The following is a 26,372-nucleotide window of genomic DNA, read 5'->3' as shown; positions in this document are numbered from 1 at the left end:
TGAACGTAGCCCTCGTAGGGCTTAGGCTGGTCAGCTACCTAAAGTCAGGGGCTAGAAGCCCCGTCTCTTTAGAGCGGAGTGCTGACTTAATCCTCAATTCTCCATAGGGAATCATTTTAACAGCATCGAGAGCAAAATCATACCCCTTTTAACCACACCTTAACCCAAGTGGCGGTTAAGGCCGCAACTCCCTCGCCACTCGCCAATCGCCAATCAACCCGTATATTGCACCCGGTAAATCCGATTGTTCTCCTCCTCAGTAAATAACAAACTGCCATCGGGATGAACCAACAACCCAGTAGGGCGTCCCCAAGTCTGGGGCGGGTCTTCACTCAGGAGAAACCCAGTCAAGAAATCCCGATACTCCCCTTGGGGATTGCCCGCCTCATCAAAGGGCACGAACACCAATTTGTAACCGGTGGGGGTATTGCGGTTCCAACTCCCCCGAAAGGCGACAAACGCCCCATTGCGATACGCCGGGGGGAAGGTGTCCCCATCGTAAAACTGGAGGCCCAGGGCCGCCGAATGCGCCTGAAACAGCACGTCTGGGGTTTGAGTCCCCGCCACCCATTGCGCGGCGGCGCTGTTGGGGTCGAGCGATCGCCTCGGATCCAGTCGGTCCGGGGTGAAATAGGCATAGGGCCACCCATAAAACTCACCGGCACTCAATCCAGTGAAAAAGTCGGGCACCAAATCATCCCCGAGTCCATCGCGTTCGTTGACTGTAGTATATAACTGACCCGTCAGCGGATGAAAATCCAGGCCCACCGGGTTTCGCAACCCAAAGGCAAAGGTTTCTTGCGCCGACCCGTCCAAATTCATCACCTGTACCGAGGCGCGGGGTAATGGTTCTTCCTGCACATTGGACTCAGACCCCACGGATACATAAAGCTTGTCCCCGGTGGGGGAGACCACCACATTGCGGGTCCAGTGCTGTCGGTATCCTTCTCCGGGCAAATCGGCGATCGCCTCTCCCCTCCCGCTTAAGCGCTCTTCCCCCGGAGTGTAGTCAAAGCGCAACACTTCCCCGGTATTGCCCACAAAAAAGGTATTGTCCGCAAATGCCATTCCAAATGGCAGGTTTAATCCGTTGCTCGCATCGGCAAATATTGTGGTATAATCAGCCGCACCGTCTCCATCGGTATCGCGCAGCAACCGAATTTGGTTGTCTGGGGTTTCCGTCACTAACAGATCCCCGGTGGGAGTCACCGCCAACCAGCGCGGGCGGTTGAGATTCTCGGCAAATACATTCACCGTAAACCCTTCGGGCACCTGCAGCGCCGCTTCCGAGGGCACCGGCACTACCTGCGCCGGGTTGGAGGCACTGTCACTGGCAAAGGGTGGCGCTAGGGCCGCAGGTGTAATGCGAATCGGTTGCGCCGTTAGGGGTTCCGTGGGCACGAGATTGGCGATCGCCTGTTCCACCGGCGGTCTGTCTGGGCCGAGAGGATTCCCCTCCAGTTCTCCCATCACCTGATTCAGTGCAAAATGTTCTAGCGCTTCGGAATTATCAAATCCGGCGGCGACTAATTCGGGATTTTCCCTCAAATACTCCGTCAGGTCAAACGCCGCCGACCCTGTGCGTCCTTCTGCTATTCCCCACTGGAGAAAATGCCGATATAAGGCGCGATTGTCCATGCCGGCAGTTTGCAGGTCCCCATATTGCGATCGATAAAAATTTACGTCAAAAACTGGGGAAAAAACCCGTCCTTCCCCCAATCCATACCCTTGCAGGTGGCCTAACAATTCGTCGGCGTCCAAGTCTGCTAAATCGGGATGAGTCTGGCGGTACAATTCTAAATCGACTACTGGGGAAAAGCGACGGTTTTCTGCCAAACCATACTCTTGCAGGTGGGTGAAGAGTTGGGCGTTGTCTAGGGTTACTAGATCCGGATTTATCTGTTGATAAAAGTCTAGGTCTACCCAGGGAGAAAATTCTCGCCCTTCTTGGAGTCCGGTGGTTTCTAGGTGGGTTAACAGTTGCGGGTTGTTTAAGGTGGCTAAATCGGGATTGGTGACCCGGTAGAAGTCTAGGTCGAGAAATAGGTCGAGTACCATGATGATTCGGGGGATGGACAGCGGGGAATTGAAATCGCGCCGAGGCATAGGTAAAGTCCGCGTAGGCGGACTTTTTTGACTGCGATTCCTCTGGAATTTATGTTATACCATTTTGGCTCAATAATGAGATAATTGATAGCGACACCCGCCAGGGATTTTAATCCCCGTATTTCTCATATATAAGCTAGCGCCTCGATCGACACCCGCTAGGGATTTTAATCCCTGGCTGATAGCTGAAGTCCTCTAAAGAACACTAAGACGTGAACTAGCGCATCGAGTCGTCTAAAGACGACTTCAGCTATGAGGCGGGGACTTTCAGTCCCCATCGATCTGTTTCGGTGAGGGTTGCTTTGCGAGATGAGCGCTCTAATGTTTTCAACTTCGGTTTTAATTTTTTTATATCTTTGGCTCGTTTTTGTATAATTTTTCCGACTCATTTCAAAATTTTTGATAACTTTTTGGCGATAAAAAAATTCAGGAACTCTAGATCTAGAACGACCAGATTTAACTCGGCGGGGGCAGAAGGTTTTTCCGTATCTTTTGACTCGTCGAAAAATAACCACACCCAAATGGTATTGTATCTATCGGGATAACGAGGGTCGCCATATTCAAAAACAGGACTGCCAAACAGTTGGTTAGCTTGATAGCAGAGGGGAGAGGTGCAGCCTGATTCTTCCAGGAAACTTTGCACGCAGCGATCGGCCAGTTTTTGCCAATCCTTTGGCGTTTTTTGCTGTTGTTCCTTTGAGAGCCATCCGGTTAAAATAACCACCTGCCCGATAGAACTTTCCAAAATAAACTGCTGATTTTGGTTGATTTTATTGATAATCGAAACATCTACTGGCTGAGTGCGGTTTTGATGTTCGTCTAGTTCGGGAATTCCCAGGTTTAAATACAGGCAATAGCTATCATAAAGCTGCAAGTAAGTGACGACGCCAGTTATCTTTTTTTCTTCCAGTTTACCTTCTACAGTGAGAAGAATATTCTTCTCAGTTGTTCTTTCCAGGAGGATATCGAGGGGACGATTAGAGTCAACCGTTCAGAGTTTGAACGCTTCTGGCGGGATACCAAACCTTTGAAAAATTTCCTTACAGCAATCTTGCAAATAATGCGCTCGATAGTCCGGGTCAACTTCTGCGTCTTCTATTTCCCATCGGTGAAAGGCAAACAGATGGACGTTGGGAGCATAAAGTACAAAAGACATTTGAGTTTAGGCATTGGGTAGAAAGTTTTAAAGTTAGCTATTTTTGGACTTTTTATCGTTTTGCTTTCGTTCCAATTGGCGAAGCTCAAACAGGTTTTGTAAGACTTCGGCTTCCCTGCGGGGTTGACGCCGAGGATAACTTACATTTTCCCGGTCTGGCAATTCAGAAAAGTTGACCACCGCATCTCTAATTTTGGGATGATTTTTAACCCACTGTTTGAGATTTTATTGGGTTGTTTTGCGGTTTCCATCTAAGTTTTCTAGTCAATTGCATAACTCCTCTAACTCTTCTTCCGTTAGCGTTACATAATTTTCTTCAATAGCTCCAGGGAAAAATTCGATAAAGTCTTTAAATTTCATCCTTTTCCTCCTAATATTGAGAGTTGCAGCATGCATGTCCTTCCCGAACCAGCGGGAATCCAGGGGTCTATACTCCACTGGTCGGGTGCGTTACGCGGCATTCCCGCGCAAGGGGGAATGAGGGTTTCCTACCCGTCCGGGGGAGAATTGAAACCTGCCTTTCCCATCATTATAGTGGATTCTCCGGTGATTTTCCCTCGGCGGAGGTATCGGGTTGAGCTTTTTTCGGGTGGTTTTTGGCGAGGGCGTGGGATTGGCTCGGTTTTATATTGCCTGCATCAGTGTTAATCGCGCCCCCGACGACAAGGCCCTTTTGTCCCATCGGGTAACAGGGCGTTACACAAATTAGACTGGCGAAAATCCACATCTTCCAAATACACCTGGGTCAAGTCCACGCCGCTAAAATTGGTATTGGTGACTTCCACCCCTTGAATAATCGCCCCGGCGAGAACGGCATTGGTAAAATCGGCATTAGTGAGAACGGCATCGACTAAAGAAGCGCCGGTCAAATCGGCGGCGGTTAAATTAGCTTGAATCAGAATCCCTTGATTCAGGATTGCCCCGGTGAGATTGGCGAAGCTAAAATCCGCATTATTCAGGTCTGCCTCGAGTAAAAAAGCGCCTTGCAGATTAGCATTCGTCAGGTTGGCATTTCGCAGACTAATCCCTTCCATTTGTGCCCCGCGCAGGGCGGATTCTCGCAGCATCGCCCCACTGAGATTCGCCCCGTTCAAAATCGCACCATTGAGATTGGCATTATTCAAATTAACGCCAAACATTTCTGCGCCGGTGAGGTTAGTACCGCTGAGATTGCTATTATTAAGATTAGCCTGTTCTAAATAAATCCGGGATAAATCCGTGCCGCTGAGATTGGCTTCATCTAAATCGGCATTAGAGAGGTTAATTAAGAATAAAATCGCTCCTTGTAGTTGGGCGCTGGTCAGGTTTGCACGGCTGAGATTTGCTCCCGTGAGATTCGCCCCTCGCAGGTCAGCATTGACCAATCGGGCATCGGTGAGATTGGTACCGCTGAAGTTAGCCCCGCGCAAATCTGCGCCCAGGAGATTTGCCCCGGTGAGGTTAGAGCTGCTGATGTTTGCCCCCACCAGGTTAGCGTTGCTGAGATTGGCACCTTGGAGGTCACAGGCGGGACATTGGTTGGTTTGGATCAAGCGAACTGCGGGAGAGGCAGATTGCGATCGCACCGGCAAGGCGATCGCGGCGATCGCAAACCCCAGCAACAGCATACCCAATCCGATCCAGCGACGAAAGTGTTGAATTGTTCGACTAGCCAATTTGCGTTCCTCTATGTTTCGGTAAACCTGCATTCCTCGGACACCCGGTGGAATACCATCAACAGCAGAGGATTTTAACTCCCAGCGACCCTAGGCGGGTGTTGATTTCCCCCCAATTCTCCTGCATCCGATAAGTAATTCCCTACCCGCCATACTGCACCCTATAAATCCGATTATTCCCTTCCTCAGTAAACAACAAACTGCCATCGGGCATTACCAGCACTCCCACAGGACGGCCCCAGGTAGTGGGCACTCCAGGTTGGAGCAAAAATCCGGTTAGAAAGTCCTCATAGTAGCCCTCTGGAGTTCCCGAGTCATCGAAAGGAACGAAAACTATTTTATAACCGATACCGCGATCGCGATTCCAACTGCCCCGAAACGCCACAAATGCCCCATTGCGATATTTTGCCGGAAAGGAGCTGCGATCGTAAAATTGCAACCCCAGAGCCGCCGAATGGGATTGAAACAACACCGCAGGGGTCTGACTCTGACTAACCAACTCCGGACGTTCGCTTTTTCCGTTCTATATCCGACGCGGATCCACATATTCCGGAGTCAAATAGGCATAAGGCCATCCGAAAAATTCCCCCTTATCCAAACCAGCCAAAAAATCCGGCACCAAATTATCCCCCAGTCCATCTCGTTCGTTCACCGTGGCATAAAGTTGTCCCGTCACCGGACGAAAATCCAATCCCACCGGACCGAAGCAACCCATAAGCAAAGGTATCCCTATTCGACCCATGCAAATTCATCACCTGCACCGACGCCCGGAGTAAAGGTTCGCGAGACAGGTTCGATTTTGACCCTACAGACAGGTAAATTTTGTCCTCATCGGGCGAAACCACCACATTACGGGTTCACAGTGCTGGCGATACCCTTCCCCGGGCAAATCGGCAATTTTTCCCCAGTTCCCTGGAGTGGCTCTTGCCCTTCCCGGTAAGCATAGGGCCGCACCTCTGCCGTATTCCCCAGAAAAAAGTACCCCCAAACGCCATCCCAGAGGGTAAATTTAAGCCATTTTCAGCGGTGGCGAAGGGTTTGCGAACTTCTGAACCCCATCCCCATCACTATCGCGCAGCCGGCGAATGCGGTTGTCTGGCGTCTCCGTCACCAGCACATCCCCCCTAGGGGTGAGTTGCAACCAGCGGGAACTGTTGAGGTTGTCTGTATAGAGGTTCACCGTGAAGCCTTTCGGCACGTTGAGTACCGGATTTGCTGGAATATCCACCACCTGCGGCGGTTTGGAGGCGCTATCGGAGGCAAATGATTCGAGCAACTCCTCTAAGGTGATGCGAATCGGGGTAGGAGATAGGGGTTCGGTGACAATTTCTTGCCCTAAATTTGCCTTGTCGATTTGGGCCACAGTCCCGGCGGTGGAGTTAGCCGATACGTTATTCGAGGTGCTGTTAGCCTCGGGATTCGACGGTGTGCCACAGGCAATAATATTCATTGCCAAAAAGAGGGAGAGTACAGAAATAGATACTCTGCGCTTATTCAATTTGTGCTTTCTCGATCGCATGGGTTTGTTCCTCTTAATTTTCACGTTTGCGATCGCTCAGTTACGCGATCGCCCTTTTCATCATAGGCAACAAAGTTGATAACTGAAGGCGCAGATGGTGTAGGCTAATTTACCCTGAGGATAGGCGATCGGTCCATAGCAGCCTTCCGCGCACCCCCCAAGCGTGCCTCACAATAACTCCGCCTTAGGGAATTCCTGCCCCGGCAATATCTTAGTCCGCGTATAGCCCGCTGCGGGCATGGCTTCGCTAATGCCGGCCCAGGCGCGATTTCAATCCCCCGCATTAATTTTCATGGGTTAATGTGATATTGCTCTACTTCAATCGATAGATGTACACCAATTTTCGCTGGTGGGCGGGGAGGAGTTTTTTTAAAATTCCCTCCAACTCGGCTTTAGTAGCAGCGCTAGCAATAGGCATTTCTTCAAAGAGAGCAATCCAGGCTTTTTTCATACCGATTTCTCGCCAGCGATCGCGATACTCCTGAGCGTATCGCTGGCCCATTTCCTGAAAATACAGGTATTTCAGCTTTGCATCGCGGTCGATGAGTTCGTTAATCTCCTGCCAGTATCGTTCTCGATGTGCCTCGCTGCTGATATAAAATTGCAGCAGTTCGGTATCGCTCAGGTCTGCGAGAGAGTCGGTTTCTGTGGGTTCCGGTGTCGGTTCCGGTTCGGATGGCGCGTTTGTATCTTGGCTTTCTAAATCTTCGATAATGCCAAATTGGGCGATAGCTTTGCCATAGGTTTCGCTGAGACTGCCGCGAATGCTGCGCCCAAAGTAAAATGGATAGGGCTGCAAGGTACCGTCATAGATAATTTTATGGTTGAAGGGTAACAAGACAGTTTCCGTCATCACGGGTAAGGCACTGCCCACCAGAGCGGAAAAGGGTCGATCTAAGGCGCAGACGCCATAGGCTTTATAAGGGGGGCGATCGGCGATAAAAATCGCGTAGGGGTCGCGGTAACTATAAATATAGAACTTTCCTCGGATAAAGTTCTTCCATCCATCGACAATGTTCGCGTGAGCTGCAGAAAGTTTGAGGGGATTTTCTTCGGCAAACAATTCAAAGAGATAGTTGTATCTATATAAATTTTGCCGGAGTGTATCCAGTTCTGCCACAGTCAGTTCGGCCACCTCGTCGGAAGTATAAAGTCCGGGGATTAGGCCAAATTTTTGATTGACATAGGCTAACAAGGAATAGTAAAGGCGGTAAAATAAGTCGAGTTCTGGTTTAGATAATTGCATGGCTGGTGCCCTCTGAGGAATTCATTCACTATCTTTACCCCGCGATCGCTAGACTATCACGATCGCGCAGTGGCGGTGAATGACAGAGGCGATCGCGCAACGGATCGGTTCCCAGAAAAAATCCCCTTGCCCACAGTTGTTAACTTGCAATGCGCCCCGGTCGCGGATCCGACAAGGGGGCGATCGCCCCTTACCCGGTAGAGGGCAAAAAATTTTTTCCCCACCCCCTTGACAGCCCTGTAGTATGCGTGTAGCATATCAATATCAAAACATTCTACGAGGTCATGTAATTTCTGCAAATTAGAGAAAGACATCAGCGACTTCGACATGCTGCAGCGCTAGCCTTCCTTGTTAACCGAAAACAGAGTCCGTGAAGGCGGAAAAACCCACCGCCAGTTGCGCCAAAAGTAGCAACAGAAAACCGGGCAAATTGGGATAAAATTGACTTGGATAATGTCAGGAAATTAAAAAAATGGTAGAATAGAACAACCCCACGAAAGAACGCAAATTATGGCAATTGGAAACATTGGGAACCCCAACAACGAGCGCGATCGCCATGCCAATCAAGACCGAGGATTGCTCGGGGCTGGTTGGCGACCTTTATCGCGGGAATTTGACTGGGGTTATTTCTTTCATCTCGTCTTTAATGACCCTTTAGAACTCACCCATAAAAGCCTAGATGTTGCCAGCGATATTGCGGATGCATTAGGGCGAAAAAACTATGACTGGTGGGCGAATTTTTTCAATTTATTTTCCGATTACACGCGCGGGGACATCGATGATTTTTGGGATTACATTACTCCAGAACCCGCCGGCCCGAACTATCGAAACAGCGACATACTAACGGCAGAATCCCCAGTGATTCAGTTAGTCAGTCGCGACAGCATTCCCATTGATTATGTATTGCGTCGGTTGCAGGAAATTACCCTGTTTAAAATCCTCAATTTATTGGAAACGCCGGATATCATTACCCAAACCTATCAAGACCGGCATTTTTATTATCCGGTCGAGCGGTTTGTGAATTGGGATCGAATCGAAACAATGGGAATGGTATTTGCCTATTGGAGCAAACAAGAAATCTGGCTGCAAATCGAGCAACTTGGGCGGGTGCAGAATTCCGGGAGAAATCAACGCCGCTATAGTTTAATCGCCCCAGATTTGCGATCGCTAATCAACAAATCCACCTATAATTTAGCCATCATGCTCAGTGGCTATCAAAGTCGAGTGGGACAACTGCACAGCGAATTTCCCATCCGCACCTTTCCCACCGACATTCAAGTTTTTAGCGACAAAGTACAAGAGGCGATTTTAACCCAAAATCAACTAGCGATTCTAGTTCACGGCGAACCCGGAACTGGCAAAACCGCCTGGACCCAAGCCGTGGCCAAAGAAATTTTAGTGCCCCTGGGGTATGCTATTTTTATTCTCGACCACGATGCGGTAGAAAATTTCGTGCCGCCGAGTTATTTAGAGCGAATTTGCATTATTATCAACGAAGCCGATAACTTAGCGCAAAATCGTTCCAGCGAAACCGCGCAACGGAGCAATAAAACCGAGCATATTCTCAGCTTGCTCGATGGCACCTTATATCAGAGCGTGATTGACGACAATGGGATTCAGTCGCAACAAAAGCTAGTATTTTTGATGACTTGCAATACCACAGAACGGTTAGACCCGGCAGTTTTACGCAAAGGACGAATCGACATGAGGTATGAATTCACCCACCGCTTTGTTTGAGGGAGTGAAGCACAGATGAGAAACCGGGTGTTTTCAGTCTATATTAACTAATGGGTCATCAATTGCGATCGCCCATCCCGTTTTTCCGCCCCCGGAGAGAACCCCTGCGTCCCTTGCGCTGGTGAATCGGGAGACGAGGGGGTTTATCCTAATGGTTTAGGGTTAGCAATCGCGCTGATTGTTAGCACAGGGAATGACCCTGTGATATCCGCTGTGGAGAATTGGCCAAAAAATAGCCCGTGTCGGCGGGCAGTTAGCCCCACCCTTTTCAGGTGTGGGGCTTTTGCAGACCAATCGAGGGGAGAAGATATTATTCTTCCGGCGTCACCTGGGGCAGACCCAAACTGTAGTTGAGAACCCGACTGTTGAGGTTGTAGCTGACTTCCCCTTGTTGGAGGAGCGATCGCACGAAATGCTCCAGATCCGAACCGATACGGCGCAGATTGTACTCGGTTAACTCCTCACCATCGTACAGTTCGACCAACTCATCGAACTTCTGGTAAACCTTTTGCAAGCTATTCTCGTTCCAAGTTAGCTCGTTATCGGGATCCACATCCAGGGTGAGCAAATCATCCCGGGGTACGAACTCGTTATCCTGAACCTCAGCGGTAAAAATCCGAATGTGACGGGTTGTTGACTTGAGCATGGAATAGATTCTTTCGCGATAAGATAGTGTTTTTAATTGTAAAGCGGCGTCAAGCCTCAGCTCCAGGAAAAGCGGATTTTTCTGAGAAGATACGGCAAACGAGCACAGCCAACCTGAAAAAACGGCTGTGGCGTCTTTAACCCGCCCGTTGATTTCTATCCCGGGGAAGATTCTCCGCAGTAGTGGGGGTTAACGGGCGAGTCACAAAGGGTTAAAATCGGGGAGATGGCACACCAACAAAGCGATTTTAGAATAAGCTAAGTTGGGTGAGGGTAGTGTGTTCCCAAATTTAGCTGCACCAAAACAGCTTTCAGGCGCGAGGAAACTCCATGCAAAAAACAGCGGCGACCATATATTGCCCAAACTACACCTGTCAAACCCCCAATCCCGAGACGCAAAAGTTTTGCCAAAAATGCGGCACGCCCCTGCCCAAAAGGTACTTATGGGCGATCGGTGCGGCGGAACTGGAAAACTATAGGGTGGGGGACATTTTAGCCGATCGCTACGTCCGCAAGCGAGACCGGATCCTGCTGGACACCAAACCGGGAGTCTTGCCGGAAATGCCGGTGGAGATTCCCGAAACCATTGTGCCGTATTTGCGATTGATTCCCCATCGGCTACAGGTGCCCCAAGTGTACGGCAGGTTGCCGCAATCCTCAACGCGCCCTGAAGAGCAGATTTGGCTGTTGGAGGACGCCCCCATCTATCCCCAAGGGACCATCCTCCCCGCCCCCAATGGGGACAGCGCCACCGAAATTGCCCATCCGAAGCTGATGCCCACCCTTGCCGAAAGCTGGGAAAGTGCTTCCCCCATGCGCCAGCTCAATTGGTTGTGGCAAATCGCTTCTTTATGGCAACCGGCGAGCAAACAGGGGGTGGCGGCGAGCTTGTTAAACCCTGCCTTACTGCGGGTGGAAGGGTCAATTTTGCGGCTGTTAGAGTTAGAGAATACACCAGCAAACCCGCCCTTGTACGAACTAGGGCAACTGTGGAGTGGATGGGTCAGCACTGCCAATGGCTCGATCGCACCTTATCTCGAGCGACTCTGCCAGATGCTGGTGCGCGTGGAAGTAAAAACCGCCCCTCAACTGATTGCCTTACTCGATCGCGCCCTGGTTATCTGCGCGAAACTGCACAAACGCACCTATCACATCGCCACCCGCACGGACCAAGGACCCACCCGTCGCCGCAACGAAGACGCCTGCTATCCCCCCAGCGACAGCCACACCAACGCCACCCCCGGGGCCGAAGCGTTAGCGATCGTCTGCGATGGGATTGGCGGACATGAAGGGGGCAATGTGGCATCCAACCTAGCGATCGAAGCCGTACAACAGCGCATCGTCAATCTCCTGGGAAGAAATCCCGAAGACCTGGATCCGCAAATCCCGATCGCCGAATTAGAACGGGCCAGCGCGATCGCCAACGACCTAATTTCCGAACAAAACGATAGCCAGCAGCGCCAAGGACGACAGCGCATGGGCACTACTCTGGTTATGGCATTGGCCCGTCACCACGAACTCTACATCAACCACATCGGAGATAGTCGCGCCTACTGGATTACCCGCACCGGCTGTCGTCAAGTCACCTTGGATGATGATGTCGCCTCGCGCGAAGTGCGCTTAGGCTACGCCCTCTACCGCGACGCTTTGCAACAAGGTGCTGCTGGCTCTTTAATTCAAGCCTTGGGGATGAATTCCTCCTCCTTACTCCATCCCTCAGTGCAGCGCTTTATCATCGATGAAGATAGCGTGTTTCTCTTGTGCTCCGATGGGTTAAGCGACAACGATCGCGTGGAGCAATATTGGGAAACCGAAATTCTCCCCATTTTAACCGGCGAACTCACGGTAGCGCGCGCCGTTACCAAACTCCTCGATATCGGCAATTTTCATAACGGTCACGATAACGTCACGGTAGCGGTGGTTTACTGTCAAGTCGAGCCGATTCGCCAAGCAGGTATCGACCCGAATCATTTGGTGGCGCAACTCGATGAGGTGCCGCCGGTGGATTTCCTCGCCTCGGAAACCGCCATGCCCGCCCATGAGGAGGATACCGCACTCCCCGCCAACAATGCCGACACCAAATTGATACCACCCAGCCGGCGATCGCCTTTCTCCGTCCCCCTGGTACTCGCTATCCTATTACTGCTCGGACTTGGGGCTGCCGCTTGGTTTCTCACCGAAGGGTTCAAAACCTTTCCCCAGTTTCCCTTGCAAATGGGTGAGGAGTCCACAAATTCTCCTCTCCCTGCCACATCAACCCCGGAGTTCAATGATGTAAGTCCGGCGCTGAACGTTGGCGATTTCCTCCAAATTCGCGATTCCATTATCGATACTGGCAACAACAACACTTCTCTCGTATTACTCCAACAACCTGGCGCGGAAATCCCCGCTAACGAGCTGGGCATCCTCCCTCCCGGAAGTGTGCTACAGGTTAGTTATAAGCAATATGACGAAGGAGAAGATCCCTGGGTGCGCCTCGAAGTTTGTTTCATCCCGACAGAAGGGGACACCTCCTCTGTCGTGGTGGAAGAACCGGAGGTAATTGTGGAACAGGCTTCTCCCTCACCGACGGTAGAGGACTCTCCCCCTGCGGAACCTTCACCCAGATCCGAACCCGAAACCCAGCCCCGGATTCGCGAGGGAGACTTGGGGTGGATTCAAGAGTTTTTGTTGGATCGCTCTGTGGTGTTATTCAATCCCACCCTTACCGACGAACATACCCAGGGATGCATCAAGGGGGAATCCTCCATACCCCCGGAATCTCAGCAGATGGACTCTCAACCCTAGGGGAGGGGCGATCGCTTCTACCCGCAAAATTCTCTCCCCAGGGCTAAAGCGGCCACATTTGGGGCAAAACCCCCGTTGCATTAAACGGTTAAATTGCAATATTATAGAAAATTCGCTTGGCAAACCGATGTCTGGAAAGACTCTGCATTTGCTGAGTCTGAGTGGAGTGCGCTGAACCGAAGCGCGATCGGTTCAATGCCAAATTGGCGAGGAAAGCTATCCGCACTGAGACATGGTTTTCCCCGACTTGTGGAGACCGAGAACCCCCGAATTTGGCATCCGTGTGGTTTGATAACGAAATATGCAAGTAGGTAGAAAAATAGAGAGACTCTTGTGGAGGGATAGGGATAGAATCAAACAGCAGATGGCGATCGCGGCGTTAACAATGGGCGGACCACTCCCCTCGGAACTCCTTCAGGTCGCGATCGCGCAACCAAAGCCAACTTATGGCGATCGCGAGAACGCACCACATAGGCAGACTCCTCGGGCATCAGTTCTCGTTTAAAATCCGCTAATCTTGCTTAAAAATGGGCAATTCAGTATGTTTTCTCAGTTCCGGAACCACTCCCTTTCCCGTCTGTCTAGAAAAGTCCCGCTTCGCGTTATCCTGGTTGTGCCATTTCTCCTGCAAATTTTTACAGCCGTCGGACTGGTGGGATATTTGTCCTTTAAAAATGGTCAAGAGGCAGTGGAAGAGCTGGCATTTCAGTTACAAGGAGAAATCAGCGATCGCATCGAACAAAAACTGCAAGATTATTTAACCATTCCCAGTGTAATCAATCAAATCACGGCCCAAAGAATTCGCGATAATTCCTTACAACTCAAACAAGCCGACTTAGAAAAATACTTTTGGAATCAGCTTCAAATCTTCGACCAAGCAGTGAGCTACATTTACTTTGGCAACGAAGCCGGTGGATTAGCATCTGCAGGTCGGCAAGATGACGGCAGTTTAATTATTGAAGCCACCGATAACTTTGTTGCAGGTGACTACAAAATTTACGCCACCAATCCCCAAGGTCAGCGTGTAGAACTCATCACCATTGGCGATTACCACAACACAAAAATTCGCCCCTGGTACAGAAATGCCGTGCAAGCCGGTCAGCCCACTTGGGGAGACATCTATCCCTATTCTGCTTATCCCAGTTTGGGAATGCCTTTTGTCGAACCCTTTTATGACAACCAAGGCAAACTTCAGGGAGTTCTCTCCGTAGATTTAAAAATTTCTCACTTTGCTAATTTTTTGCAAGGGTTAGAAATTGGCCGTTCTGGCGAAACATTTATTATAGAACGGTCCGGATTATTAGTTGCCAGTTCCACAGGCGAAAAACCCTTTTTCAAAAATTCTACCACGCAAAAACTAGAGCGACGATTGGCAACAGAAGTCAACCACCCATTAATCCGCCATACAGCCCAATATTTAACCAATAATTTTGGCGAATTAACTCATATTCGCCAGCAACACCAACTCGCCTTTAAGCTAGAAGGTCAGCGACACTTCGTTCAAGTGAATGCATTTCAAGACGAATTCGGTCTAGATTGGCTGATTGTTGTGGTAGTTCCCGAATCCGATTTCATGGAAAAAATTTATGAAAATACTCGACTCACCCTATTCCTTTGTGTAGCTGCACTCCTCCTAGCAACCTCAGCAGGACTGCTCACCACCCATTGGATCGTCCAACCCATTTTGCAACTCAAAACCGCCGCTACTGCCTTGTCAAAAGGCGAATTCGACCAGACAGTAAATCTAGAGCGTTCTGATGAATTAGGGGTTCTGGCAAAAGCCTTTAATCGGATGGCGCTACAGTTGCAAGAAGCCTTTGCTGCGTTAGAAAGCAAAAATGCCGATTTAAAGCATCTCAACGAACTCAAAGACGAATTTTTAGCCAACACCTCTCACGAACTGCGGACCCCCCTCAATGGTATCATCGGCATTGCCGAATCATTAATTGATAGTGCAGGCGGGCAATTACCCGATCGCATCCGCAGCAACCTCCTGATGATTGTCTTGAGTGGCAAAAGACTCTCCAACTTAATTAATGATATCTTAGATTTTTCCAAACTCAGACACAAAAATCTCGAGCTGCAAATTAAGCCAGTGGGTTTGCGCGCTATTGTTGACATCGTGCTAAAAACTTCCCAGGTACTCTTAGGTCATAAATCCTTACAGCTCATCAACTCAATTCCTCCCGACTTTCCCTTAGTCGATGGGGATGAAAATCGCCTGCAACAGATTTTTTACAATCTCGTGGGAAATGCGATTAAATTTACAGAAGAAGGAAGCATCGAAATTTCAGCACAGTTAGTCACATCGGCGGGGGTTGTTATTCCCAATTATAAGCCGATTACTGCTGAAAAATTTCCCCAAGCGCGGGTGACGATTACTGATATGGGGATTGGGATTCCAGAGAGGAAATTAGAACAAATTTTTGAATCCTTTGAACAGGCGGATGGGTCTACATCCCGAAAATACGGCGGTACCGGCTTAGGTTTAACCTTAACCAAAAAATTAGTAGAATTGCACGGGGGAAGCATTTGGGTGCGATCGACGGTAGGCGTCGGCTCGACGTTTCACTTTACCCTACCCATTTCTACTCAACAAGGACAAGACTTTTCTGCGGTTTCGCAAATGGATAATAGCTCACCCCCAACTTCAGTTATTAATGATGAGGAAGAATTTTTTACTTTATCCACATCACCCCCTCTTTTTTGTTCCCTCGAAGCGTTTAAAATTTTAGTGGTCGATGACGAAATTATCAATTTGAAAGTGTTGGAAAATCAACTTTCTTTAGCGCAGTATTCTCTCGAATATGCGACCAATGGTGCGGAAGCTTTACAAATTATCGAAAAAGGGTTTAAGCCAGATTTAATCTTACTCGATGTAATGATGCCCCGGATGACCGGCTATGAAGTTTGCCAAAAACTGAGAGAAACATTTTTAGCCAGTGAATTGCCGATTGTGATGTTAACCGCCAAAAATCAATCCACCGATTTAGTGAAAGGATTTACTGCAGGGGCTAACGATTATTTAACCAAACCTTTTTCCAAAGCTGAATTATTAGCGCGCATTAAAACTCACATTCGGTTGACGCAAATTAATAAAGCCTACGCGCGGTTTGTCCCCCATGATTTTCTTCGCTTTCTCGGATATGAAAGCATTGTGGATGTTAAGTTAGGAGACCACATCGAGAAGGAAATGACGGTTATGTTTTCGGATATTCGCTCTTTTACTAGTCTATCAGAAGCTATGTCTCCGGAAGAAAATTTTAATTTTATTAATGATTATTTAAGTCGCGTGAGTCCGGTGATTCGAGCTAATAATGGCTTCATTGACAAATATATTGGAGATTCTGTTATGGCGCTGTTTCCAGAATCAGTAGATGATGCGATTCGAGGAGCAATTGCCATGCAGGAACAATTGCAGCTCTATAATGAGTATCGACAACAATACGAGCGCGTTCCGATTGCAATTGGTATCGGAGTGCATACCGGCTGTCTGATGTTAGGAACGATTGGCGAACGGGAACGCATGGAAAGCACTGCGATCGCAGATGCAGTTAATTTAGCATCCCGCTTGGAAGGCTTGACGAAAATTTATGGTGCTACTCTTATTATTAGCGGACAAACTTTATGTCAAGTAGCAGATTTTTCTGAGTATAACTATCGCTTCTTAGATTGTGTCAATGTAAAAGGCAAAAGCTCCTCGGTTTCTGTGTTTGAAGTGTTTGATGGAGATTCTATCGAGCATCAATCTTTGAAGCAAACCACTAAAAGCTTATTTGAAGAAGCGGTTTTTATGTTTCACAAACAAAGACAAGCACAAGCTTATCTTCTTTTTCAGAAAGTCTTGAAAATCAACCCCAACGACAAGGCTGCTATTTTTTATCTGGCAAAATGCAGGTAATAACTTGAAAAATACCTGATTAAAAATCCTGGGTTTAAAATTGAATTTCATATCAAAGTTTTGATCGGGTTGAATTGAAGGGTTGAATTTTACCATTGCTGGAGAGTAGGTAAGCGAGAATGCCCGTGGTTGAAGCGAACCGAGGGGATTGCAAACGACATCAATAAAATCATCAGCGACAGCGCGAGGGAAAGAATAACCGAGAGAGGTTGGGGAAAAGCCCAGAGAAAAGAAGAGCGATCGCCGGACAGACTCCTGTATTTTGGGGAATAGCCAGTAAAATAACAGGTAATCCGTGGCAAATGCTGGAGAAGAAACAATGATGAGAATATCGCGCAGTCGTCAGATAATATTATCCGGTTTACTCGCCCTGTTGTTGCTTGTGGGTGGTTGTACGCAACCGCAGCAAACCTCCCGGTGGGAGGGCGCGCAGCAGGAGAGTACCCAAGTGGCGCGCAACCGAACCTCAGCGGGGGAATCGGTAGCGGGAGGACAGTTTAATAAATTTTTCCCCTCCGCCGCCGGGGAATACCAGCGAGTGTACGCCCAAGAGAAACGAGGGTTTGCCGAAGCGAAATTGAAGCGAGGAGGGAAAGAAGTAGCCATGTTGTCGATTTCAGATACTGCCAATAACCCGAATGCGGTGCGAAAATTCCAGAATAGCACGCAGACGATTGGCGGGTATCCGGCGGTGAGCGTCGGGTCAAAGGGAACGGCGGTGTTAGTGGGCGATCGCTTCCAAGTGAAAGTGCAATCGCGCGATCCGTCATTTAGCGCCAGCGATCGCGAAGCGTGGCTGCAAAAATTCAACTTAAACGGATTGCGACAACTGAAATAAACCATACAGTTGTTGCGACAGTTGAATTGAGAACTGCACAAGAGAAAAGCCGCATGAAACTGAAGCAAACTGGAACCTTGTTGGGAAAAGAAGGAGTTAAACGTGAGCAAACCGATTTATGAATTAGTCGATGAACTGCCGAAAAATAACGTTACGGTGTACGTACTGCGATCGCTCGACTTTGTAGTACCTGGAGAATGGGATAACCTAGTCGGGTTTGAAAACACCATTCGCAGCGTAACCGGAGAAACCGACGAAGAGTTCATCCAACAAATTGGCGATCGGGCCATTTACCTGTACAACGACAAATCCGAAGGATATCAACGCGCCTTATGGTTGTACCAAACCATAGATAGTTTTGGCGGTACTCTCGGGGCCGCCGCCTTAGCCAACAAAGTCGGAGAAAAAATCAACTTTCTCGGGTTTTTAAATCGGCTTACCCCGAAAGCCGACAAAGCGCAAACCATCGATTTATCCTTAAAATTAGTTGCCGAACTGATTGCCTTTTGCCAGATTAACGGCATTCCCGGCGACAGCATAGGAGACTTTGCCAACGCCCTGGGAGACTATGGCGGAGAGTCCCTGATGCGGATGGCAGCCCTAGTGTGCTTCGACGGGCTAATTCCCCTCGGGCCGGACTTCATTATGAAAGCGCAATCCATCCTCAGTGGGTTGCAGCCCTCCCAGCTACAAGAAAACCCGATGTTCGAGCGTCTCAGCAGCATGATTCCCGGGTCGAGTACCGAGGGACAACTCGGCTTTATCGGCGAAAGCTTTGCCGCCACCTCCGGATGGATGAGTAATTTCGTCGCCTCCCGGGGCTTAACCCCCGAGAAGGTAGCCGCCAACCTGCAGAAGTTCATAGAAATTTCTGATGATAAATTGGACTATGTAGCGGCATTTCTTGACATGTCCACGAATTACTATGAGCATACGGGGATTCAAACCCTAGCTCATCGCTTAATCGAGCGAGCTGTTGCAGAGATTTAACTGAGGATCGAGCATCAATGGCCGAAGAAAAGAATCCGAAACCCGAAAATTCCACTGAGAAAAAGCCCCCCGCCAAAGCGGCAGCCAAGAAAAAGGAGAAGCCACCCAAGCTAGAGGACAAGCCATTTGGGGAGTTCATCGAGCAGCACTATTTGCCCGCCCTGAAAGAAGCCCTTGTGGCAGAAGGCTTAGAGGACATCACCGTAAGCTTGTCAAAGCAGAAGGTAAGCCTTGCGGGGATGAGTTCGGACTCAGAATGGGCGCAAGTGCAAGGGGATTGGTTTGGTGGGCAACGACACTTTCGGGTGTATTTTCCCGATGAGGATATTAAAGGGCAGCTTGCCTTTGCCTGCTTCGAGCGATCCAACGTCCCGAGTACCATCGAGCCGTTCTTGATTGACGAGCGCAAGATTGACCTAAAGTTGCTGGTGTTTTATGTGGTACAGCGGCTCAACGGTCAGAAGTGGCTGACCTGGAATTAAGCCTCGGGGGAAAGAGGTTAGTTATAGTTCGTTGAACCGATAAATGACGATGCCGGTTACGGGGTCGTTTTCTACGCTGACATAGCCAGAGGAGACCATTTCCGTCAGTACAGCTTCCACTTCGCTAAAGCCGACGTCGGTATCGATGACGGCTTGGGTGACGGAGAGTTTGCCGCCTCTGGCTTGGGCAGCTTTCACCAGTTTGACCATCAGTTCGTTGGGATTTTGCGGGGAGATGTTTTGGGCGATCGCATTTTGTACAGGGAGGGGAACCCCAGAGGCGGACACCCCCAGTTTGCCTCTGAGTTTGCTTTGATAGTTCTCCACCATGCCCGGAATCAGGAACACGTCGAGCACTTGACCCACCCCAAACAGGCTTCCCGTGCAAAACCAGAGCACGCCCGTGACGATTTTGCCATTGTAAAACCGATGCAACCCGCCCAACCCGCATAATCCAGCCGCCCACAGCAGGTAACTCAGACTCACACGTTTGCTTCGCTCGTCGCCCAAATTGACGAGGGCTTGGGGGCGGCTGGTTTCCAAGGCATGGGACGCCGAGGGGCGCGAACTGGGGCGCACTTCGGCGGGGGTCTCGGGGGCGTTTAAATCTTCCAAGACCTCTGCTGCGGTGTGATAGCGTCGTCCCAGGGGATGTTGCAGCATTTTGTCCAGGATTTGTCCGAGGCGATCGCTGAGTGGATTATCTACTAAGTAATCTCGCCACACCCAGCATCCTTCGCGGGTATCGAATAGGTCGAACGGTTCGATGTGGGTGAGCAGGTGAATGCAGGTGACGCCGAGACTGTAAATATCGCTGGCAAAGGTGGCTTTTCCCAGGGCTTGTTCGGGAGCGGCATAACCGGCGGAGCCAATGACGGTGCCACTGCGGCTTAAACTGGTACCGGTGGCAACTTTTGAAGAGCCAAAGTCTACGAGAACTAAGGGCCGATCGCGGCGATCGCGAATGATATTTTCCGGTTTGATATCTCGATGAATGACTTGCCGTTCGTGGACGAATTGCAGTACGGGCAGCAAGTCGTTTAAGAGTTGGCGAATTTGGGTTTCGTCGAAGGTACCGCCGAGGGCCAATTCTTCAGCGAGGTCTTGTCCGTCGATGAATTCTTGGACGAGATACTGGCGTTCCTCCTGCTCGAAGGTAGCCAGCAGGTCAGGAATTTGCGGATGTTGCCCCAGTTGTTCGAGTCGGATGGCTTCTTGGCGAAATAGTTGCGCCGCTTTCTCGGAGTTGTTGTTGCTGCCGCGATCGGGATGAAATTGTTTGATGGCGCAGCGGGGTTTTGAGGGTTTATACTCATCGACTCCCAGGAAGGTTCTGCCGAAACCTCCAGCACCTAGGGGGTGGATGGCTCGGTAGCGATCGCCTAAGAGTAATTTTGCCCCACAATTGATGCAAAAATGGGCAGAGTCTGGGTTTTGGGGCTTCTGGCAATTGGGATTTAAGCAGAAACTCATAGAAAGAAGCAATAGTGCGGATTCTGTTTCTTTAATGTTGGCACAACCACCCCGCCACTGGCTTTCAGCTAAAATTGTCAATTCTTAATTTTCAATTCTCAATTCTCAATCCTGTGACTTGCCGCGTTACAAAAGTTGATATATTTTTATCCAGCTTGACCTTCTTTTCTGAGGTCATCCCCTGTTACACTGTTAAACTAACGTTCGTCAAACAACTTCGCTCAAGGGAAGCACGGCCTTTATCGGCCAAAGCAACCCACCGCACTCTTGGACTCAGCGTCACCCTCGTTGCTGTAGAACACTCATAAGAAGACAACACCCACACCTATGGTAGATTCCCTAAAAAAACCAGCGTTTGAAGAAATGCGAGATGGGGTCAAAATTCCGGCTAAGGAAACCATCCTGACACCCCGCTTCTACACCACCGACTTCGACGAAATGGCTCGGATGGACATTTCTCCCAACGAAGATGAACTCCGCGCCATCCTCGAAGAATTCCGCGCCGACTACAACCGTCATCATTTCGTCCGCGACGAACAGTTCGAACAATCCTGGGACCATGTGGATGGCGAAACTCGCCGCCTGTTTGTGGAGTTCCTGGAACGATCCTGCACCGCCGAGTTTTCCGGATTCCTGCTTTACAAAGAACTCTCTCGCAAACTCAAAGGCAAAAATCCCGTGTTGGCAGAGTGCTTTGCCCTGATGTCTCGCGATGAGGCCCGTCACGCCGGCTTCCTCAACAAGGCAATGTCCGATTTCCGCCTGTCCCTGGATTTGGGATTTTTGACCAAGAGCAAGAAATACACCTTCTTTAAGCCAAAATTCATCTTCTACGCTACCTATCTGTCCGAAAAGATTGGATACTGGCGCTATATCACGATTTATCGTCACTTAGAGAAGAATCCGCAAGATTGCATTTATCCGATTTTCCGCTTCTTTGAAAATTGGTGTCAGGATGAAAACCGTCACGGCGACTTCTTTGATGCCCTGATGAAGGCTCAGCCTTCCTTCTTGAATGATTGGAAAGCAAAGCTGTGGTGCCGTTTCTTTTTGCTCTCCGTCTTTGCAACCATGTTCCTGAACGATATTCAGCGTTCCGGGTTCTACAAGGCGATCGGTCTGGATGCCCGCGAATACGACGTTTATGTGATCCGCAAGACGAACGAAACTGCCGGACGGGTGTTCCCGGTGATTTTGGATGTGGACCATCCAGAGTTTTTCTCGCGATTGGACACTTGCACCGAAAATAATGCTAAACTAGCAGAAATTGCAAGTTCCAATAAGCCCAAGTTCTTGCAGTTTTTCCAGAAACTTCCCCTTTATTTATCCAATGGCTGGCATCTGCTGCGGCTTTATTTCCTCAAGCCAATCGACGCAGCATCTATGGAAGGGGCAGTTCGTTAAGTTAACTTAGTTTTCCGGTTTCGCTCCTCTGTTGTTTCGTCTGACGGCTCTGCTGCTTGCAGAGCCGTTTTTGTTTGTCTAATTAAGTGGGGTTAGCCAATTGTCCCGATTCACATTTTGGGGCAATTGTCAAGTCGATTTTAACACAAAGATGTAAGATTGAGTATTGGTCTCAATCCGCGCCATTCATCGGTTTTTTTAATGGACAAAAAAATACAGTTTCCTGGTAAAAGCAGTGTCCGGGCGTTTAAACCCCTAACTGCGATCGCCCGTTTGCTGGGTCTGACTCTGTGCGGCGGCATCCTCCTCGGTGGGGGTACCTTATCCGCCCAAGAATCTGAAGCCCTACCCCAACCCACCTCGGTTCGCACCCCACAAGAACTCGACCTCAGTCCGGAAATCATCGAAAGCAGTCCGGTCCTACAGCGCTGGTTGAAAGAAACCCCCAATGTTTTGCAAGAAATTCGCTCGGATCCGAGCTTTCGCACCCGGGTGCGGGTGGGATACGCTCGAGAACCCTCAAATGACGATGCCAGTGGCTTTAATGTGGGGGTGGAAGACCTGTTTTTGGGCGGTACCGGTTTAACTCTCAGTGGCGATTATTATGCCAGTGGCGAGGGCGATCGCTCCAGTGGCGGTGCCGAGTTACGCTACTATCTGCTTCCCCTAGGCGGCTATTTTAATATTGCCCCGGTGGTGGGATATCGTCAAATCGATGGCGATTCCTATTCCACCGATGGGTTACAACTGGGTGGACGAGTGATGTTGGTCCTCTCTCGCACTGGGGCGGCAGATTTGTCTTTGGGCTACAGTCGCGTGGGCATCGGTAGCGATGAGACCGTGGGAGTGGCAAGCTTTTCCGTGGGCTATGCGATCGCCCGCCAATTTCGCATCGGGGCGGACCTGCAGCGACAAGATGCCGATGACGATAACGATACCCGCGTCGGTATCGTTTTGGAATGGATGCCGGGAAGTTAACTCCAATCTCTGTCTGTAGGGGGTGGTTCCTCCGCTCAAACACTCGCTAACCTAAACATAAGCGATCGACTCAATAGAGGCATCATTTATGAGTGAGGAAACCCCCAAAAAACCCCAACAACCCGCAGAAAATACCGAGAACAAAACAGCCAAACAAGATGCTGTAGACCCGCGCAACCTGGTGATGAAAGGCGGGTATCAAAAAGACCCCAGAGAATTAGTCAACGATCCGGGCGTGACTCCGGAAATGCTTAACGAACCCGGGGATTTGCGCGAAGATTTGATGCGATGAATATTCCCGGAAACAATTATTGTCAACCCCCTCAACCTGTTAGTGTTGGGGGGTTTGCTATTGGGCGATCGCTCGGTTAAAAATCAGGTAGTCAAACCCTTATTCAAAAATAACTATCCACACAGAAGGTAAGGACAGGACATGCCATCTCCCTACTTCTTCTATCAATTGACAACCCTATCACCCATTCAAACTCAAAACTCTTTCCCCAGTTAAATTCTCGGTTCTGACATCAGAGGGTTTCCCGTCCAATTGAACTCCCTACGCCCCGCGCAAGGCGACAATCGGATCGAGTTGGGCGGCGCGTTTGGCGGGGAAAAAACCAAAGATTAAACCCGTAGTACCGGAAACGCTAGTGGCAATAACAATCGCCCTGAGGGAAATCCCTGCTTCAAAAGGCGTTAAACTGCTAATTAACACAATTCCTCCCACCCCGATCGCCGTTCCCAAAAAACCCCCCGCCACGGATAAAATCACCGCCTCGATCGCAAATTGCATTAAAATATCTCTCTGTGACGCCCCCAAGGCTTTGCGCAAGCCAATTTCTTTCGTCCGCTCGGTCACCGACACCAGCATAATATTCATAATCCCAATCCCGCCCACAAATAACGAAATACTGGCGATCGCCGCTAACAATACCGTCAGCGCCCCGGTAATCGCTCCCGTGGTTTCCTGCAAATCCTTTTGGTTGCGAACCGTAAAATCATCTTCATCGGTAATCTTATGCCGCAGCCTTAACAAATTCTCAATCTGAAATTGCGCTGCCTTCATTTTCTCCTCATCTTCCACCGATACGGAAATAAAACTAATTTTCGTCCCATAAGGAGAACTGGTTCCCACAATTTGTTTCGCCATTGTGGTCAAAGGTACAAACACCGTATCGTCTTGATTTTGCCCGAAAGTCGAACCTTTCGGCTGCATCACCCCGACCACAGTAATCGACGTATTTTTCACCCGAATTGACTGGCCAATCGGATTGGCATTTCCAAATAACTTCTCCGCCAATTCCGAACCTAACGTCGCCACTTGTTGGTTGCGTTTTAAATCCAATTCCGTCACAAATCGACCTTGGGCCACATCAAAATTCCGCACGGATAAAAATTCCGGCGTCACCCCCACCACCGTGGTGGAAGTATTTGCATTTCCCGCCGTCACGCGGTGGTTGCTGCTAATTTGGGGTGCGACAGCTTTTACAGAAGAAACCTGGGTGGCGATCGCTTCTGCATCTTCCAACACTAACGTTTGCGGCGGCGTCACCGGTCGTCGTTGCGCTTTCGGACTTCCCGGAATCACAAATAACAAATTCGTCCCCAACGATTCCACCTGCTGCGCCACGAAATTCTGCGCTCCCTCTCCCACCCCAATCGTGGCAATTACCGACGCATTCCCAATAATAATCCCTAACATGGTTAGGGTACTCCGCATCTTATTGGCGACCAACGTTTTCGCCGCCATTTTTCCACTTTCTAATAAGTTCACCGTTAATTATCAATCCTACTCTGGTCAATTCGAGCTAATCCCAGGGGGCAATTAAAATTCTGCCGAGGCTTTTCGCCGATTCCCCGACGCGGACTTATTCTTTTAATTATGACGCCTCTGCAGAGGATAGAAAAGGCACGTTGCTGAGGGAAAAAGGGGAAAGCGCGCCAAAAATTGCGGGCAGGGACATTTCCCCTTTTATAGAAAAGGCACGTTGCTGAGGGAAAAAGGGGAAAGCGCGCCAAAAATTGCGGGCAGGGACATTTCCCCTTTTTAGGTTACTCGATATTACTTCTCATCGTTGAGAATATCTTCCAGATTTTGCCCTTCCGGAAGACCGACAAACACGCGATCGCCCGGTTCTAAACCGTTGAGAATCTGAATTTGATTGCCAATGGTCGGACCAATCGTCACCGGGACAAACTGAGCCTTTCCGCTGTCATCGGGAACCAAGACCCCGGTTTCGCCTTTATTGGTGACGATCGCCACGGTAGGAACCACCAACGCATCGTTGAGGCGATCGCCCAAAAAGGTGACATCCACATTCATCCCCGACTGCAGCTTATCGGTTCCCGATTCAATATTTATCCGAATTTCAAACAACGTCACATCCTGCTCTTTAATCGCTTCCGGCGCGATTAAATTCACTTTCCCTTCAAACACCTCCTCCGGATAAGCATCGGCGACAATTTCCACTGTTTGCCCCGGTTTAATCCGACTGATATCGGCTTCGGGCACTTTCGCCAGCACTTCCAACCCCCTGGCGAGGGCGACAATCGAAGTCGAGGTAGCACTGCCGGCGCTGGAGGCGGAGGTGGTGGGAGTGACGAATGCCCCTTCGGTGGCATAGCGCTGGGTAATCTGACCGGCAAACGGGGCGCGGACGATGGTATCTTCTAACTGCACTTCTGCGGCTTCTAATTGCGCTTCGGCTTCTTTCACTTCTGCTTCGGCGCGGGAGATTTCTTCCGGACGCGCGCCGATTTCTTGCAAGGCTAAGGCTTGCAGGGCTTCGCGCACTTCGGCTTCGGCGCGGGAGATTTCTTCCGGACGCGCGCCGCTTTGCTGCAGTTCTAAGGCTTCCCGGGCTTCTTGTACTTCGGCTTCGGCGCGGGTAATTTCTTCGGGACGCGCGCCGCTTTGCTGCAGTTCTAAGGCTTCCCGGGCTTCTTGCACTTCGGCTTCGGCGCGGGTAATTTCTTCGGGACGCGCGCCGCTTTGCTGCAGTTCTAAGGCTTCTCGCGCTTCTGCGACTTGGGCTTCGGCTTGTTCGATCGCCTCGATGCGACTTTCTTTGAGTTGTTCTAATCGGTCTTGCAGTCGCTCTAGGTTAGCGGTGGCGCGGCGGTATTCGGTGACCACTTCATCGAAGCGATCGCGCGAAATCGCTCCTTCATTGACTAATTGCTGATTGCGCTGCAGCCGTTCTTCGCTAAGGGCTAAAGTGGCTTGGGCTTGTTCGATTTGCGCTTGGGCTTGGTCGATTTCCTGCTGGCGGCTTCCGGAACGCAGGGCATCGAGTCGCGCGCGGGCTTGTTCGAGGCGGGCGCGGGCTTGGGCGATTTCTTGCGGACGATTACCGGCGCGCAGTTGGCTCAGTCGCGCTTGGGCTTGTTCGAGGCGGGCGCGGGCTTGGGCAATTTCTTGCGGACGATTACCGGCGCGCAGTTGGCTCACTCGCGCG

The 26,372-nt window shown here is 49.9% G+C and carries 22 protein-coding genes; 9 read left to right on the top strand and 13 right to left on the bottom strand.

What is annotated here, in order from left to right:
• Window positions 1-213 precede the first annotated feature (213 nt).
• The 8 genes from LKK83_RS29175 to LKK83_RS29140 form a co-directional block, all read right to left on the bottom strand.
• Entirely contained in the window at window positions 214-2,058 is a 1,845-nt protein-coding gene (locus LKK83_RS29175; RefSeq protein WP_324634973.1) for a PQQ-dependent sugar dehydrogenase, read from the bottom strand.
• A gap of 433 nt (window positions 2,059-2,491) precedes the next feature.
• A complete protein-coding gene (locus LKK83_RS29170) occupies window positions 2,492-2,980 on the bottom strand; it encodes a hypothetical protein (protein ID WP_324634972.1) in 489 nt (162 codons plus the stop codon).
• Window positions 2,981-3,097: 117 nt separating this feature from the next.
• Complete coding sequence (locus LKK83_RS29165; protein WP_324634971.1) at window positions 3,098-3,262, bottom strand: hypothetical protein; 165 nt, start codon at window positions 3,260-3,262, stop codon at window positions 3,098-3,100.
• 644 nt (window positions 3,263-3,906) lie between these two features.
• Window positions 3,907-4,917, bottom strand: coding sequence for a pentapeptide repeat-containing protein (locus LKK83_RS29160; protein ID WP_324634970.1), 1,011 nt, complete (start codon window positions 4,915-4,917; stop codon window positions 3,907-3,909).
• Window positions 4,918-5,059: 142 nt separating this feature from the next.
• Window positions 5,060-5,416: a PQQ-dependent sugar dehydrogenase gene (locus LKK83_RS29155; RefSeq protein WP_324634969.1), complete on the bottom strand. Its 357-nt coding sequence runs from the start codon at window positions 5,414-5,416 to the stop codon at window positions 5,060-5,062.
• Window positions 5,417-5,440: 24 nt separating this feature from the next.
• Window positions 5,441-5,632 carry a hypothetical protein gene (locus LKK83_RS29150; protein ID WP_324634968.1) on the bottom strand — a complete coding sequence of 64 codons (192 nt, stop codon included), beginning with the start codon at window positions 5,630-5,632 and terminating at the stop codon, window positions 5,441-5,443.
• A gap of 294 nt (window positions 5,633-5,926) precedes the next feature.
• Window positions 5,927-6,436 (bottom strand): hypothetical protein, encoded by a 510-nt coding sequence (locus LKK83_RS29145; protein WP_324634967.1) that lies wholly within the window; start codon window positions 6,434-6,436, stop codon window positions 5,927-5,929.
• Between the two features lie 313 nt (window positions 6,437-6,749).
• Window positions 6,750-7,682: a hypothetical protein gene (locus tag LKK83_RS29140; RefSeq protein WP_324634966.1), complete on the bottom strand. Its 933-nt coding sequence runs from the start codon at window positions 7,680-7,682 to the stop codon at window positions 6,750-6,752.
• A 510-nt stretch (window positions 7,683-8,192) separates the two neighbouring features.
• On the opposite strand from LKK83_RS29140, the gene LKK83_RS29135 reads away from it, so the two are divergent.
• The gene (locus LKK83_RS29135; RefSeq protein WP_324634965.1) at window positions 8,193-9,419 is read left to right on the top strand and encodes an ATP-binding protein; all 1,227 of its coding nucleotides are present in this window, start codon (window positions 8,193-8,195) and stop codon (window positions 9,417-9,419) included.
• A 310-nt stretch (window positions 9,420-9,729) separates the two neighbouring features.
• Here the strand turns inward: LKK83_RS29135 and LKK83_RS29130 are convergent, their stop codons facing one another.
• On the bottom strand, window positions 9,730-10,065 hold the full coding sequence (locus LKK83_RS29130; RefSeq protein WP_324634964.1) for an NAD(P)H-quinone oxidoreductase subunit M: 336 nt from the start codon (window positions 10,063-10,065) through the stop codon (window positions 9,730-9,732).
• 329 nt (window positions 10,066-10,394) lie between these two features.
• On the opposite strand from LKK83_RS29130, the gene LKK83_RS29125 reads away from it, so the two are divergent.
• Complete coding sequence (locus LKK83_RS29125; RefSeq protein ID WP_324634963.1) at window positions 10,395-12,851, top strand: PP2C family serine/threonine-protein phosphatase; 2,457 nt, start codon at window positions 10,395-10,397, stop codon at window positions 12,849-12,851.
• Window positions 12,852-13,204: 353 nt separating this feature from the next.
• Here LKK83_RS29125 and LKK83_RS29120 read toward each other — a convergent pair whose 3' ends face one another.
• Window positions 13,205-13,342, bottom strand: a complete 138-nt coding sequence (locus LKK83_RS29120) for a hypothetical protein (RefSeq protein WP_324634962.1) — start codon at window positions 13,340-13,342, stop codon at window positions 13,205-13,207.
• Window positions 13,343-13,392: 50 nt separating this feature from the next.
• Here LKK83_RS29120 and LKK83_RS29115 point away from each other — a divergent pair, with 50 nt between their 5' ends.
• The 4 genes from LKK83_RS29115 to LKK83_RS29100 all read left to right on the top strand — a co-directional run bounded on the left by LKK83_RS29115 (window position 13,393) and on the right by LKK83_RS29100 (window position 19,062).
• Complete coding sequence (locus tag LKK83_RS29115; protein WP_324634961.1) at window positions 13,393-16,752, top strand: ATP-binding protein; 3,360 nt, start codon at window positions 13,393-13,395, stop codon at window positions 16,750-16,752.
• Window positions 16,753-17,071: 319 nt separating this feature from the next.
• Complete coding sequence (locus LKK83_RS29110; RefSeq protein WP_442957387.1) at window positions 17,072-17,590, top strand: hypothetical protein; 519 nt, start codon at window positions 17,072-17,074, stop codon at window positions 17,588-17,590.
• 102 nt (window positions 17,591-17,692) lie between these two features.
• The gene (locus tag LKK83_RS29105; RefSeq protein ID WP_324634960.1) at window positions 17,693-18,580 is read left to right on the top strand and encodes a hypothetical protein; all 888 of its coding nucleotides are present in this window, start codon (window positions 17,693-17,695) and stop codon (window positions 18,578-18,580) included.
• A 17-nt stretch (window positions 18,581-18,597) separates the two neighbouring features.
• Complete coding sequence (locus tag LKK83_RS29100; RefSeq protein WP_324634959.1) at window positions 18,598-19,062, top strand: DUF2996 domain-containing protein; 465 nt, start codon at window positions 18,598-18,600, stop codon at window positions 19,060-19,062.
• A 21-nt stretch (window positions 19,063-19,083) separates the two neighbouring features.
• Here LKK83_RS29100 and LKK83_RS29095 read toward each other — a convergent pair whose 3' ends face one another.
• Window positions 19,084-20,535, bottom strand: coding sequence for a protein kinase domain-containing protein (locus tag LKK83_RS29095; protein WP_324634974.1), 1,452 nt, complete (start codon window positions 20,533-20,535; stop codon window positions 19,084-19,086).
• A 327-nt stretch (window positions 20,536-20,862) separates the two neighbouring features.
• On the opposite strand from LKK83_RS29095, the gene acsF reads away from it, so the two are divergent.
• The 3 genes from acsF to LKK83_RS29080 all read left to right on the top strand — a co-directional run bounded on the left by acsF (window position 20,863) and on the right by LKK83_RS29080 (window position 23,209).
• The gene (gene acsF / locus LKK83_RS29090; RefSeq protein ID WP_324634958.1) at window positions 20,863-21,939 is read left to right on the top strand and encodes a magnesium-protoporphyrin IX monomethyl ester (oxidative) cyclase; all 1,077 of its coding nucleotides are present in this window, start codon (window positions 20,863-20,865) and stop codon (window positions 21,937-21,939) included.
• A 201-nt stretch (window positions 21,940-22,140) separates the two neighbouring features.
• Window positions 22,141-22,917 (top strand): hypothetical protein, encoded by a 777-nt coding sequence (locus LKK83_RS29085; protein ID WP_324634957.1) that lies wholly within the window; start codon window positions 22,141-22,143, stop codon window positions 22,915-22,917.
• Window positions 22,918-23,005: 88 nt separating this feature from the next.
• A complete protein-coding gene (locus tag LKK83_RS29080) occupies window positions 23,006-23,209 on the top strand; it encodes a hypothetical protein (RefSeq protein WP_324634956.1) in 204 nt (67 codons plus the stop codon).
• Between the two features lie 261 nt (window positions 23,210-23,470).
• Here LKK83_RS29080 and LKK83_RS29075 read toward each other — a convergent pair whose 3' ends face one another.
• Entirely contained in the window at window positions 23,471-24,688 is a 1,218-nt protein-coding gene (locus LKK83_RS29075; protein WP_324634955.1) for an ABC transporter permease, read from the bottom strand.
• A 288-nt stretch (window positions 24,689-24,976) separates the two neighbouring features.
• Window positions 24,977-26,372, bottom strand: a 1,396-nt coding sequence (locus LKK83_RS29070; RefSeq protein ID WP_324634954.1) for an efflux RND transporter periplasmic adaptor subunit, incomplete at its 5' end; no start/stop codon positions are given.

Source organism: Phormidium sp. CCY1219 (assembly GCF_035615515.1).
Classification (GTDB): domain Bacteria; phylum Cyanobacteriota; class Cyanobacteriia; order Cyanobacteriales; family Laspinemataceae; genus CCY1219.
This window is presented reverse-complemented; position numbering and strand designations above follow the sequence as displayed.